At 77.5% G+C, this 14,929-nt stretch carries 14 protein-coding genes; 5 read left to right on the top strand and 9 right to left on the bottom strand.

Translation table 11 applies throughout. From position 1 onward, the window contains the following. Positions 1 to 3 precede the first annotated feature (3 nt). Positions 4 to 462, bottom strand: a complete 459-nt coding sequence (locus tag ACI796_RS06275; RefSeq protein WP_456940376.1) for an ATP-binding protein — start codon at positions 460 to 462, stop codon at positions 4 to 6. 186 nt (positions 463 to 648) lie between these two features. On the opposite strand from ACI796_RS06275, the gene ACI796_RS06270 reads away from it, so the two are divergent. Beyond that, entirely contained in the window at positions 649 to 1,338 is a 690-nt protein-coding gene (locus ACI796_RS06270) for an ANTAR domain-containing protein (protein ID WP_456940375.1), read from the top strand. Positions 1,339 to 1,362: 24 nt separating this feature from the next. Here ACI796_RS06270 and ACI796_RS06265 read toward each other — a convergent pair whose 3' ends face one another. Both ACI796_RS06265 and ACI796_RS06260 read right to left on the bottom strand, forming a co-directional pair. Next, complete coding sequence (locus ACI796_RS06265) at positions 1,363 to 2,322, bottom strand: nucleoside hydrolase (RefSeq protein WP_456940374.1); 960 nt, start codon at positions 2,320 to 2,322, stop codon at positions 1,363 to 1,365. Between the two features lie 43 nt (positions 2,323 to 2,365). Further along, positions 2,366 to 3,718: an APC family permease gene (locus ACI796_RS06260; RefSeq protein WP_456940373.1), complete on the bottom strand. Its 1,353-nt coding sequence runs from the start codon at positions 3,716 to 3,718 to the stop codon at positions 2,366 to 2,368. 361 nt (positions 3,719 to 4,079) lie between these two features. On the opposite strand from ACI796_RS06260, the gene ACI796_RS06255 reads away from it, so the two are divergent. From ACI796_RS06255 to ACI796_RS06245, 3 genes are all read left to right on the top strand, one after another. Continuing rightward, positions 4,080 to 4,928: a hypothetical protein gene (locus tag ACI796_RS06255; RefSeq protein ID WP_456940372.1), complete on the top strand. Its 849-nt coding sequence runs from the start codon at positions 4,080 to 4,082 to the stop codon at positions 4,926 to 4,928. Between the two features lie 817 nt (positions 4,929 to 5,745). Further along, entirely contained in the window at positions 5,746 to 6,621 is an 876-nt protein-coding gene (locus ACI796_RS06250; protein WP_456940371.1) for a trypsin-like serine protease, read from the top strand. 157 nt (positions 6,622 to 6,778) lie between these two features. Then, positions 6,779 to 8,860: a SpoIIE family protein phosphatase gene (locus ACI796_RS06245; RefSeq protein ID WP_456940370.1), complete on the top strand. Its 2,082-nt coding sequence runs from the start codon at positions 6,779 to 6,781 to the stop codon at positions 8,858 to 8,860. A gap of 35 nt (positions 8,861 to 8,895) precedes the next feature. Here the strand turns inward: ACI796_RS06245 and ACI796_RS06240 are convergent, their stop codons facing one another. Then, the gene (locus ACI796_RS06240) at positions 8,896 to 9,321 is read right to left on the bottom strand and encodes an ATP-binding protein (RefSeq protein ID WP_456940369.1); all 426 of its coding nucleotides are present in this window, start codon (positions 9,319 to 9,321) and stop codon (positions 8,896 to 8,898) included. Positions 9,322 to 9,526: 205 nt separating this feature from the next. Between ACI796_RS06240 and ACI796_RS06235 the strand changes: the two genes are divergently transcribed. Further along, on the top strand, positions 9,527 to 10,885 hold the full coding sequence (locus ACI796_RS06235; RefSeq protein WP_456940368.1) for a uracil-xanthine permease family protein: 1,359 nt from the start codon (positions 9,527 to 9,529) through the stop codon (positions 10,883 to 10,885). Here the strand turns inward: ACI796_RS06235 and ACI796_RS06230 are convergent. Genes ACI796_RS06230 through ACI796_RS06210 form a run of 5 tightly spaced genes read right to left on the bottom strand, consistent with a single transcriptional unit; the run spans position 10,858 to position 14,928 of the window. Continuing rightward, positions 10,858 to 11,451, bottom strand: a complete 594-nt coding sequence (locus ACI796_RS06230) for a thiamine phosphate synthase (RefSeq protein WP_456940367.1) — start codon at positions 11,449 to 11,451, stop codon at positions 10,858 to 10,860. The two genes, ACI796_RS06235 and ACI796_RS06230, sit on opposite strands and share 28 nt — an antisense overlap. Further along, complete coding sequence (locus tag ACI796_RS06225; protein ID WP_456940366.1) at positions 11,448 to 12,287, bottom strand: thiazole synthase; 840 nt, start codon at positions 12,285 to 12,287, stop codon at positions 11,448 to 11,450. The genes ACI796_RS06230 and ACI796_RS06225 overlap by 4 nt, the downstream gene beginning before the upstream one ends. Continuing rightward, positions 12,288 to 12,488, bottom strand: a complete 201-nt coding sequence (gene thiS / locus ACI796_RS06220; RefSeq protein ID WP_456940365.1) for a sulfur carrier protein ThiS — start codon at positions 12,486 to 12,488, stop codon at positions 12,288 to 12,290. It abuts the gene before it with no gap. After that, positions 12,479 to 13,615: a glycine oxidase ThiO gene (gene thiO / locus ACI796_RS06215; protein ID WP_456940364.1), complete on the bottom strand. Its 1,137-nt coding sequence runs from the start codon at positions 13,613 to 13,615 to the stop codon at positions 12,479 to 12,481. The genes thiS and thiO overlap by 10 nt, the downstream gene beginning before the upstream one ends. Continuing rightward, complete coding sequence (locus ACI796_RS06210) at positions 13,612 to 14,928, bottom strand: purine-cytosine permease family protein (protein ID WP_456940363.1); 1,317 nt, start codon at positions 14,926 to 14,928, stop codon at positions 13,612 to 13,614. Before ACI796_RS06210 ends, thiO begins: the two co-directional genes overlap by 4 nt. Between the last annotated feature and the right edge of the window lies 1 nt (position 14,929).

Here is a 14,929-nt window from a genome sequence, read left to right as displayed (position 1 = left end):
GGGTCAGTCCCGGGGGACCTCCGGCGCGCGCGGCTCGGGGACCTGGCTGCCGAACCCCTCGAGCGGCTCCAGGCCCGAGGGCAGCCGCGCCCACACGTGCTTGCGGCCGGGGCGCTTCTCCCAGCCGTAGTCGACCGACAGCTGGGCGACCAGGTGCAGGCCCATCCCGCCGAGGGACGGGTCGCGGTCGACGGCGGGCACCGGCGGCCGGTCGGGCGCCTCGTCGCTGAGGTCGAGCAGCCAGCCGGCGGGGCTGGCCACCACCAGCGCGCGGACGTCGCCGCCGCCGTGCCGCAGGGCGTTGGACGCGAGCTCCTCGAACACCAGCAGCAGCCCGTCGCGGGCGTCCTCGGTCGACGACGTGCTCACCGACGGGTGGGCGATGCGGGCCCGCAGGTCCGCGCGGACGCGGGAGACGACGTGCATGGCCTCCAGCTGCCAGTGCCAGACGTCGCCGGCCACGGAGGGCACCGGAGTGCACGGCCACGCCTCCTGGCCCATGTCCCACCCCTCGCGTCTGCTCCGCCCGACCGGCGTCCATCCTGACCGAAAGCGCCCTGGCCCGCAGCGGCGGCCCCGCGCGCCCCCCGCACGGGGGGGTGATCACCCGGCTCCCCGGCAGCCGCCGGTGCGGGCAGGATGGGCGTCGTGGAGGAGCTCTGGCGCGCGCTGAGCCGGCTGCCGCTGGCCGACCGGGCGCTGGAGGACGTGCTCGACGAGATCACCCGGATCGCCGCCGACCACGTCCCCGGCGCCGAGTCGACGTCGATCACCCTCGTCCGCGGGGACACGGCCACCACCGCCGCCCACCACGGCGACATGGCGCTGGCCGCGGACGAGCTGCAGTACGAGCGGGGCTACGGCCCCTGCCTGGACGCCGGCCGCGGCGGGGTCGTGCTGCGCATCGACGACACGCACACCGAGACCCGGTGGCCGGACTACGTCCCGCGGGTGGTGGAGGTGGGCGTCCGCAGCTCGCTGTCGATGCCGCTGCCCTACCAGGGCACCACGATCGGCGCGCTCAACACCTACTCCTCGCGGCCCGCCGCGTTCACCTCCGACGGGTCGGCCGACGCGGCCCGGGAGGTCGCGGAGGCGGTCGCGGTCGCCGTCGCCAACGCCGACGCGCACGCCCAGCTCGGCGAGCACGCCCGCAACATGGAGCTGGCGATGCAGTCCCGCGCGGTCATCGAGCAGGCCAAGGGCGTACTGATGGCGCAGCGGCACGTCGACGCCGACGCCGCCTTCGAGCTGCTGCGCGAGGCGTCCCAGCGCTACAACCGCAAGCTGCGCGACATCGCCACCGGCATCGTGTCGTCCACGCAGGACCCGCGCTGAGCCGGCTCGGCGCACCCGCCCGGCTCAGCCCACCCGCGTCGCGAGGTCGGCCAGCCGGCTGACCAGGAACTCCACGGCGGCCGGGCTGTCCACGGTCTCGGCGACGTCGACCGCGGTGGGGGAGGACGACACCGCCCGGCGGTCGACCAGCGTCTGGCCGCGGGCGGGCCCCGTCGTCGTGTCGACGACGACGTCGCGGCGGACGGTGCCCAGCGTGCCCGGCACGATCGCCTCGGTGAGCGCCAGCGCGTCGTGCACCACCACGCCGGTCACGCCGTAGGAGGTGCGGGCGTGGTCCAGGTACTGCTGCAGGATCGCCGCCGCCGTCTTCCCGACCGGCCCCGCCGCGGCGAACCGGGCGACGCCGTCCTCGTCGAGGACCGTGGGCAGCGTGACGTCGAGGCCGACGAGCACGGTGGGCACCGTCGAGCCGAGCACCCGCGCCGCGGCCTCCGGGTCGGACCACACGTTGAACTCCGCGGCGGCGGTGACGTTGCCGCCGCGGCCGGCCGAGCCGCCCATGAGCACCAGCCGGTCGATCCGCTCCGCCGCCTCGGGGTAGGTGGCCAGCAGCAGCGCGACGTTGGTCCACGGCCCGATCGCGGCCACCGTCACCGGCTCCTCCGACGCCAGGAGCAGCTCGGCGAGCGCGACGACGGCCGGGCGCGGGTCGACGGCGGCCGGGGACGGCGGCAGCTCGACGCCGCCGAGGCCCGTGGCGCCGTGGACGTGCCCGGCGCGCTCGGGCTGGGGGAACACCAGCGAGTCCGCGGCGCCGGCGGCCACGGGGACGTCGGAGCGGCCGGCCAGGTGCAGCACCCGCAGCGCGTTCTCGGTGGTCTGCGCGAGGTCCACGTTGCCGTGCGTGGTGGTGACCAGGCGGAGGTCGACCTCGGGGCTGGCCAGCGCGAGCAGGATGGCCAGCGCGTCGTCGATGCCGGGGTCGGTGTCGATCACCAGGGGCCGCGGTGGGGGAGGAGCCACCCGGCCATCCTCGCAACCGGGCCCGCGTGCGCTCGCGCCGCGGTCAGCTCCCCACCCGGCGCCGCGGCAGCGCGGTCACCAGGTACAGCACCACCGCGACGGCGAGCAGGACGCCGGCGAACGCCCAGGTGCGCGCCTCCTGGCGCCACAGCAGCACCAGGCACGAGGCGATGCCGAGCACCGGCACCACCACCGGCACCCGGAAGTGCGGGGCGTCGACCCGGTCGCGGCGCAGCACCAGCACCGCGGTGTTGGTGCTGGTGAAGACGAACAGCAGCAGGAGCACGACCGTGTTGGCCAGCGTGGCCAGGTCCCCGGCCAGGCTCAGCCCCATGGCCACCAGCGTGGTGACGGCGATGGCCACCCACGGTGTCCGGCGGCGCGGCAGCACCCGGCCGAGGACCGCCGGCAGCAGGCGCTGCTCGGCCAGCCCGTAGGCCATCCGGCTGGCCATGATCATCGTGAGCAGCGCGCCGTTGGCGACGGCGACCAGCGCGATGACGCTGAACAGCTCGTCGGGGATGCCGGCGTCGGCGGCGCGGACCACCTCCAGCAGCGGCCCGGTGGAGCCGGCCAGCTCCTCGGGCGGGAGGACGACCGCGGCGGCCAGCCCGACCAGCACGTAGACGACGCCCGCGGTGAGCAGCGCGCCGAACAGCGCCCGCGGGTAGACCCGCCGCACGTCGCGGACCTCCTCGGCGACGTTGGCCGACGTCTCGAACCCGACGAACGAGTAGTAGGCCAGCAGCGCCGCCGAGAGCACCGCCGTCCCCGCGGACACCCCGGGCGGGAACTCCACGACCCGGCCCGGGTCGCCGTCGCCCCGCCCGAGGACCACCGCGCCCAGGACGACGACGAGCACCAGGCCGGAGGTCTCCACCAGCGTCATGACCAGGTTGGCGCGCAGCGACTCGCGGATGCCGCGGGCGTTGAGCAGTGCCACGGCCAGCAGGAACACCAGGGCGGCCGGCGCGGCGGGCACGTCGAGGAAGACGGTCAGGTAGTCGCCGGCGAAGGCCAGCGCCAGGCCCGCGGCGCTGGTGACGCCGGCGGCGAGCATGCAGGAGCCGACGAGGAAGGCGACCACCGGCGAGCGGAACGCCCGCTCCGCGAACACCGCCGAGCCGCCGGCGCGCGGGTACTTCGTGACCAGCTCGGCGTAGGACCCCGCGGTGAGCAGCGCCAGCAGCAGCGCGACCAGCAGCGGCACCCAGATCGCCCCGCCGACCTCCGCGGACACCTCGCCGACCAGCGCGTAGACGCCGGCGCCCAGGACGTCGCCGAGGACGAACAGGTAGAGCAGCGGTCCGGTGACGGCGCGGCGCAGCCTGGTGTCCGGCCCGTCCGTGCTGCCCGGGGTCCGGTCCGGTGCCGCCGTCGCGGGCTGCTCGCTCACCGGTCGAGTCTCGGCAGGCTCGTATGCCCCGGCAACCGGACCGCACCGTTCCGGGACACGGGGACGGGACGCGGGGGACGGGACGCCGGGACACGCCCCGACACGCCGGGCGCGCCGGGGCGTGTCCCGGCGTGACCGGAGGCCCCGCGGGGGCCTCCCACGCTCGCGGGCCGTCGACGGGTCGACAAGTGATCGTCGGCAGCGCCGGGTGACCGACGCGCTGGTCAGGGCGCCACAACGGTTGCGTCACGGGGTCTCCAGGACGTGCCCCGATCGGCCGTTCGCGAGGCCCGCCGTCCCTACCGTTCTCCCTGTCCGCAGCACCTTCCCCGGCTGTGGACCAGACCCCCAGGAGGACGGCATGGCGATCGACCGGGCACCCGCCCCGTCGTCGGCGACCCTGCCGGACGACCTGTCGCTGGCCGGCCTGTTCGGCCTGCTCGACCGGGCGCACGAGCTGCCGCGGCGGCCTCGCCCGCGCCGCGCGGTGGCGACCCGCTCGCCGGGTGCCCCCCGCGCGCTGCGCCCGCTGCCGGTGGCCCGCCCGGTGCCCGTGCCGCGGCCGCGCCCCGTCCCGCCGGCGGCGGCCCCGGCCGCTGCGGCCGCTGCGGCCCCTGCGGCCCCGGCCGCCGCGGCCCCGGCCGCCGCGGCCCCGGCTCCCGCCCCTGCGGCCGGCCCGCGCTGGCGCGCGCGGCTGCGGGCCTCGGTCCGGCGGCTGGCGCTGTGGGGTGCGGGCCCCGACGGCGCCCACGCCGCCTGGCCGACCGCGCCCGTCGTCGTGCCGCCGGCCGGTCCCGGCCTGGTCCGGCGGCTGGCGCTGTGGGGTGCCGGCCCCGACGGCGCACACCTGGCCTGGGGCCGGCCCCGCCCGGCCGTCCCGGCCGTCCCGCCGCCCCCTCCGGCCCCTGACGGGCCCGTGGTGCTCACCGAGCTGCCGAGCACCCCCACGATCCGGCCCGCGGCGTCTTCCCCCGCCGCGGCGTCGCTCCCGGCCGGCTCCGGCCGGCCGGTCCCGTCCCGTCCCGCCGTCCCCCGCTCCGCGGGCCCGGCGCTGGCCCCGGCCGGCTGGCCGGCGCGGCCCGCCACCCGGCGGCCGACGGCGCGGGCGCCCGACCCGCCGTGCACCGCCGGTGCGGTGCGCACCCGGGGCGACCCGGGCGGGCACCCGGCGCGGGGTTCGCCCCGGCCACCTCCACCGGCTCCCGGCTGATCCGCAGCGCGCCCCTCCCCGGGGACGCGCGTCCGCCCCTCGTCGACGTGCTCGACGGGCCCGGCCGCCCCCTTCCCCCCGCGGGTGGCCGGACCGCCGGCCCGCTCCCCGAGCAGATCCACCCTCCGGCCGACCACGGCCGCCCCTGGCCCTCCTCCGCGGCACCCGCCGCCGGGCAGACCCCTCCGCACGACGATCCGGCCTCGACCCCCGCCGACTCACCCCCCGGGTGCAGCGCGCGGACCCTCCAGGGAGGCCCGGACCGCACCGCGGAGCGGCGCCCGGCAGCGGGAGTCCCCCGCCGCCCGACAGACGCTCCCGCACGACGATCCGGCCTCGACCCCCCGCCGACTCACCCCCCGGGTGCAGCGCGCGGACCCTCCAGGGAGGCCCGGACGAGCGCGGCGCGGCCTGTCCGGCGACGGCCGCCGCGGCCGGAGGACCGGGTCCCGCCGGTGCCCGGCGGGGGACGACCCGTCCCGTCGTCCCCCCGGGTCTCTGACCGAGCGCGACCCGGCCAGGCAGGCGCCCGGCCCGCCGGAGGAGGTGGACGCCCCCGGGATCCGGCCACGGTCACCGGCCCGGCGCCGCGAGGAGGACGGCGGACGCGGCCCCCGCTCGGGGCGCGCCGCGACGAGACGACACGACGGGCGCTCCCGGGCGGCCGGACCGGCACCGCCGCCGGCCCGCGCCGCCGGGAGCGCCCGTCCCGCGTCCGGCTCCGGTCCTGACGAGTTGCGTATCCCCTCCGTGCACGGTTCGTTCCCCTCGGTGGAGCCGCCGCCCGGCGGTCCACGGACACCCGAGGGGACGAGGGATGCACGCACGCACCAAGGCGGTGCTCGCCGGGGCCGCCGCCCTGCTCACCGTCGGCCTGGTCGCACCGGCACCGGCCGGCGCCGTCACCGGCGGCATCGAGGACCGCACCAACGTCTACGGGAACGTGGGCCTGCTGGTCTTCTACGACGCGACCGGCCGCTACCGCTGCTCCGGGACGCTGGTCAGCCCGACCGTGGTCCTCACCGCGGCGCACTGCACGGCGGGCACCGTGGGCGACACGATCGTCACCTTCGAGCCGGTGGTCGACGAGGAGGCACCCTCCGACCTGCCGACCGCCGGTGTCCCGGCCGAGGGCTTCGGCTCCGGGGAGACCCTCCCCGACGGCTGGTACCCGGGTACGGCGCACACCCACCCGGGCTACTCGGACTTCACCGACACGGACAACTGGAACGACGTCGGCGTCGTCGTCCTCGACGCGCCGGTCACCGGCATCGCGCCGGCCCGGCTCGCCGCGCCGAACGAGCTGGACCAGTACGCCCAGCCGCGGCTGAACCGCACGACGTTCACCGCCGTCGGCTACGGCACCGAGGTCCGGCAGGCCGACGGCGGCCCGCAGAAGCCGACCCCGCAGAGCTTCCCGATCCTGCGCCGCTACACCGACGTCGTCGGCCAGAAGTTGACCCCGCAGATCCTGCAGGTCAACGGCAACGAGCACGACAACCGCGGCGGCGGAGGCACCTGCTTCGGCGACTCCGGCGGCCCGAGCTTCAACCCGGAGACCGGGCACGTCGTCACGGTGACCAGCTACGGCTACACGTCCAACTGCCGGTACATCGACGGCCTGCAGCGGGTGGACGTCCCCGTCGTCCAGGACTGGCTGGAGACGTTCGAGGTCTACCCCGCCGGCGCCTGACGCACTGCTACCGGAGCCCCGGTCCGCGACGCGGACCGGGGCTCCCGCGCGTCGGGACGCGGTGTCGACTCGCGCACACCGGTTGTCGTTCCGGGCCCGGGCATGGGAGAAAGGACGGCGGACCACCGCTCCCGCACCGAATGGACCCCCGCCTCCCGTGACCGTCCCCGAGCAGCGTCCGGGGTCGACGGGAGCGGTCGCCCGCCCGCTGTCGGTGCTGCCCGACGACCTCGAGGTCGCCCGGCTGCGCTTCGAGCTGGCGATCGACGCCGCCGGCATCGGCAGCTTCGACTGGGACCTCGAGTCCGGCCGGCTCGCCTGGGACGACCAGCTCCTGGCCATCTTCGGGCTGGAGGCCGACGGGTTCGGCGAGACGATCGGGGCCTTCGCCGACCGCCTGCACCCCGACGACCGGGACCGCACCCTCGCCGCCCTGCAGGAGGCGATCGACACCGTCGGCGCCTACGACGCCGAGTTCCGCATCGTGCTGCCCTCCGGTGAGACCCGGTGGGTGCAGGGCCGCGGCCGCGCGCTGGCCGACGACCGCGGCCGGGCGGTGCGGCTGCTCGGCGCCGGCATCGACACCACGGGCCTGCACGAGGGCGACGCCCGGGTGGCCCGGATCCTCGAGACGATGCGGTCGGCGTTCTTCGCCCTCGACCGCGAGTGGCGCTTCACCTACGTCAACGCCGAGGCCGAGCGGGTGCTGCGCCGCGGCCGCGACGAGCTGGTCGGCGGGGACCTGTGGGAGCTGTTCCCCGCCGCCGTCGGCAGCGACTTCGAGGTCAACTACCGGGCGGCCATGGAGCGCGGCGAGGAGCGGGTCTTCGAGGCGTACTACCCGCCCCCGCTGGACGCCTGGTACGAGGTCCGCGCGTGGCCCGGTCCCGACGGGCTGTCGGTCTACTTCCTCGAGGTCACCGAGCGCCGCGCCGCCGAGCAGCGGGCCCGGGACAGCGCCGCCCGGCTGTCGCTGGTCGCCGAGGTCAGCGCGCTCATGTCCGCGTCGCTGGGCTCCGGCGGCGCCGAGGAGCCGGCGCTGCAGCGGGTCGCCGAGGCCGTCGTCCCCGTGCTCGGCGACTGGGTGATCCTCACGCTGTCCGCCGGTGAGGACGGCCGGATGCGCGACGTCGCGAGCTGGCACCGCGACCCGGCGATGCGGGCGGCCGCGGCGGCCTACGCCGACCTGCGGCTGGCGTCGGTCCCCGCCGACGCGCCCGTGCTGCGGGCGCTGCAGTCCGGCCGGCTGCTCACCGTCGACGACGTCCCGGCGGCCATCCGCCCGACGCTCCCGGACCAGGTCCGCGAGGTCTTCGACGCCCTCGCCCCGCGGACGGCGGTGACCCTGCCGCTGCTGGCCCGCGGGCGCACGCTCGGCGCCCTGAGCGTCTACCGCGGCGCCGACCGGCCGGCCGCCAACGCCGAGGAGGTCGCCGCCGCCCGCGAGGTCGCCGACCGCGTCGCCCTGGCGCTGGACAACGCCCGGCTGTTCGACCAGCAGCGGCGGCTGGCCGAGGCGCTGCAGCGCAGCATGCTCACCGCGCCGCCCCAGCCCGACCACGCCGAGATCGTCGTCCGCTACCAGCCGGCGGTGGAGGTCGCCCAGGTCGGCGGCGACTGGTACGACGCGTTCCTCCAGCCCGACGGCGCCACCGTGCTGGTCATCGGCGACGTCGTCGGCCACGACACCGAGGCCGCGGCGAGCATGGGCCAGCTGCGCGGCATGCTGCGCGGCATCGCCTACCGCGGCGACGTCCCGCCCGACGCCGTCCTGGCCGAGCTCGACGCCGCCGTCGACGCGCTCGGCATGCGCACGATGGCCACCGCGGTGGTCGCCCGCGTCGAGCAGACGCCGGAGCAGCGCGCCGCCGGGACGACGACCCTGCGCTGGTCCAACGCCGGGCACCCACCGCCGCTGCTGCTCACCCCCGACGGCGAGGTGCACACGCTGGGCACCGAGCGCGGCCAGCTCATGCTCGGCGTCGACCCCGGCGCCCGGCGCAGCTCGGCCGCGGTGGAGGTCCCCCGCGGCTCGACGCTGCTGCTCTACACCGACGGGCTGGTCGAGGGCCGCGACCTGCTGCTCGACGACGGGATCGGCCTGCTGGGGACCGCCCTGGCCCGCCTCGCCGACCTCCCGCTGGAGCGGCTCGGCGACGCGCTCCTCGCCCGGCTGCGCCCCGAGGGCCTCCAGGACGACGTCGCCCTGGTCGCCATGCGCCTCCACCCCCAGGACTGACGGAGGACCTCCCGGCAGGAGGCCGTTCCGTCACCTCACCCGGGAGGGAGCACCGCCCAGACGGTCTTGGAGCCGTCGTCCGCGTACCAGCCGTGCGCCGTGGACAGCTCGGCGATGAGGTACAGCCCCAGGCCGCCCTCGGAGGGGTCGCGGTCGACCGCCGGGGTGGGCGGGGTGCCGGCGGCGCCGTCGGACACCGCGACCAGGAAGGCGTCCCCGGTGTGGCGCACCACCGCCTCGACCGCGCCGCCGCCGTGGCGCAGCGCGTTGGAGGCCATCTCGTCGAGCACGAGGACCAGCCGGTCGCGCACGTCGGGCGAGTCGGGCGCGACGTGCGACCGCCGCAGCTCCTCGCGCACCCGGGGCAGCTCGGCGACGTCGGACAGCTCCCAGGACAGGCCGTCCCAGGCGGGCGGAGGTGACGCCGACGGCCAGCCAGGATCGGCCGTTCCGCGTCTCACCCGGGGCGCTCCTCGTGTCGGCGTCCCGTCGTGGACGCGAAGTCGAACACCTGCGTATGGCTCGCGGACCGGTTCCGTAAACCCGGCTGCGACCAGCGTCACAGGTGCGGAGTGCGGAACGGGACCGCGACGTCGTCGACACGGCTGCGGAACACGGGGCCGGGAGTCTCCCCAGGGTCCCGACGACCCGGCCGAGGAGCACCCGATGGCCCTCCCCTCCCTGCGGGCGCGCACCGCCGCGCCCGCCGCGCAGGACCCCACCGATCCCGATGGCCTGCCACCGTGGAACGTCGCCGTCCCGCTGGGACTGCAGCACGTGCTGGCCATGTTCACCTCGAACCTGACCCCGGCGATCCTGCTGGCCGGCGTCATCGGCGCCACCACCGGCGAGGCCACCCTCCTGGTGCAGGCGGCGCTGCTGTGCGCCGGCCTCGCCACCCTGCTGCAGACCGTCGGCATCGGCCCGGTCGGCAGCCGGCTGCCGCTGATGATGGGCTCGGGCTTCGCGTTCATCGCCGTCGCGGTCCCGCTGGCCGAGGAGCACGGGCTGTCTGCCGTCCTCGGCGGCGTGCTGGTGACCGCGGCCGTCCAGGTGGCCATCGCGCTCGGCATCCACCGGGTGGCCGCGCTGTTCCCGCCGGTGGTGACCGGCACGATCATCCTGGTGATCGGCCTGGGACTGCTCCCCAGCGGCATCACCCTCGCCGCCGGCGGCGCGAACTCGCCGGACTTCGGCGCGCCGGTCAACCTGGGCATCGCGGCGCTGGTCCTCGTGCTCACGGTGGTGCTCAACCAGTTCTGCCGCGGGCTGCTGTGCACCGCGTCGGTGCTGATCGCCGTCGTCGTCGGCTACCTGGTGGCGATCCCGTTCGGCCTGCTCGACCTCTCTGGCGTGGGTGACCGGCCGCTGGTCGCGGTGCCGGTGCCGTTCGAGTTCGGCCTGTCGTTCCCGCTGGTGGCCGTGCTGTCGATGGCGGTCGTCGGCGTGGTCAACACGGTCGACTCCGTGGGAACGGTGCACGCGGTCACCGAGGGCGGCGCCGGGCGCCCGGCGACCCGGCGCGAGCTGCGGGGCGGCATCCTCGCCGAGGGCGGCAGCGCCGTGCTCGGCGGCGTCTTCGGCGCCCTGCCGACGACGATGTTCAGCCAGAACATCGGCCTGGTGGCACTGACGAAGCAGATGAGCCGGCACGTGGTGACCATCGGCGCCCTCGTGCTGGTCGGCCTCTCGCTGCTGCCGCAGGTCGCCGCGGTCCTCGCCGCCATCCCGCCCGCGGTGCTCGGCGGTGGCGTGCTCGTCCTCTTCGGCATGGTCTGCGCGATCGGCGTCCAGATGCTGGCCAAGGACGGCCTGGACACCCGCTCGCTGCTCATCGTCGCCCTGTCGCTCGCGCTCGGCCGTGGCATCGCCTCGGTGCCCGGCGCCCTGGACCGGGTCACCGGGCAGTGGGGCGCGCTGTTCGACTCGGGCATCGTCGTCGCGGCCGTCGTCGCCGTCGTGCTCGACCTCGTGCTCCCGGGCCGCCCGGGGGTGCGTCAGGCGGCGGCGAGCGCGGCGCAGTAGTCGGCGACGACGGCGGGGTCGCGCATCGCCGGCCCCATCACCGACACGCCGGACGCCCCGGCGGCGAGGCAGCCCGCCACGTCGCCGGGGCGCACCCCGCCCAGCGCCAGCACCGGCGGGTACCCGGGGACCAGCGCGGCGACGGAGGCGGCGATGCCGGCCGTGCCCAGCGCCGGGCCGTACCCGGGCTTGGAGTCGGTGGCCGCGAACGGGGAGAGCGTCACCCAGTCGCAGCCCTCGGCCGCCGCCCGCGCCAGCTCCGCCGCCGAGTGGCAGGAGCGGCCCAGCAGCGGCGGGCGGGCGGCGGGGACCGGGTCGGCGGCGGACAGGTGCACCGCCGTCCCCGCCGGCGCCCCGGCCGCGCCGCCCCACACGAGCAGCCCGCCCACCGGGTCGAGCACCGCCCGCAGCTCGCGGGCCAGCGCCGCCCGCTCGGCGAGCGGCAGGTCCTTGTCCCGCAGCAGCACCGCCCGGGCGCCGGCCGCGACCGCGTCCGCGACCACGTCGGCGAGCGGGCCGCGCGCCTGCGTCCGGTCGGTGACGACGAGCAGGCGGGGGACGGTCACAGGGCGGGCAGCCCCTCGAACGGCGTCGACGCCTCGGCGTGGAAGCGGCGCGGGATGCGGCCGGCGAGCCGCGCCAGCCGGCCGGCCTCCACCGCCCGCCGCATCGCCGACGCCATCCGCTCGGGGTCGCGGGCGCGGGTGACCGCGGTGGCCAGCAGCACCGCGTCGCAGCCCAGCTCCATGGCCAGCGCGGCGTCCGAGGCGGTGCCGATGCCGGCGTCGAGGACCAGCGGCACGTCGACGGCCTCCCGCAGCAGCGCGATCGCGTGCGGGTTGCGGATGCCCAGGCCGCTGCCGATCGGCGAGCCCAGCGGCATCACCGCGGCGCAGCCGGCGTCGGCCAGGCGGCGGCCGAGCACCGGGTCGTCGGTGGTGTAGGCGAGCACGGTGAAGCCCTCGGCGACCAGCTGCTCGGCGGCGTCGAGCAGCTCGACGGCGTCGGGGAGCAGGGTGACGTCGTCGCCGATGACCTCGAGCTTCACCCAGTCGGTGCCGAACGCCTCGCGGCCCAGCCGGGCGGTGCGCACCGCCTCCCGCGCGGTCATGCAGCCGGCGGTGTTGGGCAGCAGCCGGACGCCGGCGCGGTCGAGCACCTGCATCATCGAGCCGGCCGCCGACGCCTCGACCCGCCGCAGCGCCACGGTGACGAGCTCGGTGCCCGAGGCGCGGACCGCCGCCCCGAGCGCCTCGAGGCTGGGCACGCCGCCGGTGCCGAGCAGCAGCCGGGAGCCGAACGTCTCGCCGCCCAGCACGAGTGGGTCGGCAGCGCCGTCCCGGCCCCCGTGCAGGGGCCCGCCGCGAGCCTGCGAGTGGTGGGGGGCGAGGGGGTCCTTCACTCATCCTCCTGCGGTCGGGGCGAGCACCTCGACGGCGTCGCCGGGGGCCAGCCGGGTCGCCGCCCAGCTGCTGCGCGGGACGACGTCGCCGTTGCGGGCGACGGCCACCCGGTCGTGGCCCGGGGCGCGCTCGGCCACGAGGTCGGCCACGGTGGCGTCGTCGGCCAGGTCGGCCGGGGCGCCGTTGACGGTCAGCTGCACGGCGTTCTCCTCGGAGGTCCGATCCCGAAGCGGTCGGCGGTGAAGGGGGCGGCCACCGCGGGCAGGGCGCCGGTGGCCAGCAGCTCGGCGGTGGCCTCGGCGGTCACGGGGGTGAGCAGGACGCCGTTGCGGTGGTGGCCGGTGGCCAGCACCAGCCCGGGCAGCGACGACGGCCCGAGCAGCGGCGCGTTGTCCGGCGTCCCCGGCCGCCAGCGGGCCAGCGTCTCGGTGAGCTCCAGCTCCGAGACCTCCGGGACGACGTCGATCGCGTCGTGCAGCAGGTCGTGCACGCCGCCGGCGGTGACCCGGGCGTCGAAGCCGCGGTCCTCGCTGGTGGCGCCCACGACCAGCCGGTCGCCGGCGTAGGGGACGAGGTAGACGTGCCGGCCGCGGACCAGCGCCCGCACGGTGCCCTCGAGCAGCCCGGCCGCACCGGCCAGCCGCAGCACCTGGCCCTTGACCGGGCGCACCGGCAGCCCCGGGACGCCGGGCAGCCGCCCGCTGCGCGCCCCGAGCGCGAGCACCGTGGCGCCGGCTGCCAGCACCTCCCCGGACGCCAGCCGCAGGCCGGCCGCACGGCCGCCGTCGACGGCGACCTCCGCCACCCGGTCGCGCACCAGGGTCACTCCGGCCGACGCGGCGGCGGCCAGCAGCGCGGCGTGCACCGCCCGCCCGTCTACCGAGTGGTCGCCCTCGACCAGCAGGCCGCCGCGCACGCGGGTCGCCAGCGCCGGCTCGCGGCGGCGGGCCTCGCGCGGGGTGAGGCGCCGCGCGGCCAGGCCGAGCTCGCCCTGGAAGGCGTGCAGCGCGTCGAGCTCGCGGACGTCGTCCTCGTCGAACCCGACCACCAGCGTGCCGGCGGTGCGCAGCCCGACCGGCGCCCCGGCGGCCGCCTCGAGCTCCGCGGCGAACCCCGGCCAGCGGGCGAGGGAGTCCAGGCCCAGCCGCAGCAGCGGCTCCTCGCGGTAGCCGGCCTCGGTCACCGGCGCGAGCATCCCGGCCGCCGCCGCGGAGGCGCCGGTGCCCGGGGCCTCGTCGACGACGGTCACCGACAGCCCGCGGCGGGCGGCCCGCCAGGCCACCGCGAGCCCGACCAGGCCGCCTCCCGCGACGGCGACGTCGGTCACCGCCGGCGGCCGGCCAGGACGAGGGGCGCGGTGAGCACGACGGCCACGGCCAGCCCCACCAGCGACGCCGACCAGCCGTTGGCCGGGTCGATGCCGAGGTCGGCCTGGCGCGCGCCCCACCACGCCGTCCAGCCCGCCCCCGGGCCGGGGAAGTAGGTCGGCAGGGTCAGCTGGTAGGCCACGAACCCGGCGGCCCACGGCAGCAGGAACAGCGGCCGGGCGGGCGCGGTGTCGGAGGTGTCCCAGCGCCCGCGCGGGGTCAGCCAGTAGGCCACGATCAGCACCCCGGCCAGCGGCACGAACACCGCGCCGATGAGGAAGAGGAACGGCTCGTAGGCGGCGACGTCGAAGGTCAGCGCGAGCAGCGTCGCGACGGCGCCCACCGCCACGGCCAGCACCCGCCGGTCCAGCCGCGCGACGACGTTCTGCGCCGACACCGCCGTCGAGTAGAGGTTGGCGAAGGCCTCGTCCAGCTCGACGGCGACCAGCACGAGCACCGCGACGGCGCCCAGCGGGACGGCCAGCAGCGCGCCGATGACGTCGATGCCCGCGCTGCCGTAGGCGGCCAGCGCCAGCACGCCGAGGGTGAACATGACGACGGTGGCGGCGCCGTAGCCCACCGCCGACCCGACTCCGGCGGCGCGGGCACTGCGCGCGTGGCGGGTGTAGTCGGCGGCCAGCGGCAGCCAGGAGACCGGCAGCGCGATGACGATGTCGGCGGCGGTCCAGAACGACGTCGCCCCGCCGCCCTCCAGCGGCGGCAGCGGCTCGGCCAGGACCTGCACGAACAGGTAGGCGACAGCGGCCAGCGCGGCCCAGACGGCGTACCGGGAGAGCACCCGCACGACGCCGAGGGGGCGCAGCGCCATCGCGGTGGCCAGCACCCCGGCGGCGACGACGAACGGCCAGCGCGGCGCGTCCAGCACCCGGGCGGCGGCCTCGGCGATGACCACGATCTCGAACGTCGCCCACCCGACGCACTGCACGAGGTTGAACGCCGTGGGCAGCCAGGAGGTGCGCCGCCCGAGCAGCCCGCGCAGCAGCACCATCCCGGGCACGGCCTCCCGCGCCCCGGCCGCGGCCACCAGCCCGAGCAGCGCCGACCCGAGCACGGCGCCGACGACGACCGCGGTGAGCGTGACCGCCAGCGACCGCCCCGGCAGGACGACGAACACCGCCGCCACCGGCAGCAGCAGGCTCACGCCGAGGTTGGCCCACAGGCCGAGGTTGGCGCCCGGGCCCAGCGTCCGCGGCGGCGCCTGGTCGAGGGTCAGGGGTGCGTCGGGGGTGCGGACGTCATCCGCCGTGCTCATG

This window comes from Geodermatophilus sp. SYSU D00525 (assembly GCF_054050475.1).
Note: the sequence above shows the minus strand (reverse complement) of the source record. Positions and strands in the feature narration are given on the sequence as shown.

Coding starts and splice junctions, on each gene's coding strand:
- ACI796_RS06255 (WP_456940372.1), top strand. CDS start 4,080: ATGGCGATCGACCGGGCACCCGCCCCGTCGTCGGCGACCCTGCCGGAC.
- ACI796_RS06250 (WP_456940371.1), top strand. CDS start 5,746: ATGCACGCACGCACCAAGGCGGTGCTCGCCGGGGCCGCCGCCCTGCTC.
- ACI796_RS06235 (WP_456940368.1), top strand. CDS start 9,527: ATGGCCCTCCCCTCCCTGCGGGCGCGCACCGCCGCGCCCGCCGCGCAG.
- ACI796_RS06210 (WP_456940363.1), bottom strand. CDS start 14,928: ATGAGCACGGCGGATGACGTCCGCACCCCCGACGCACCCCTGACCCTC.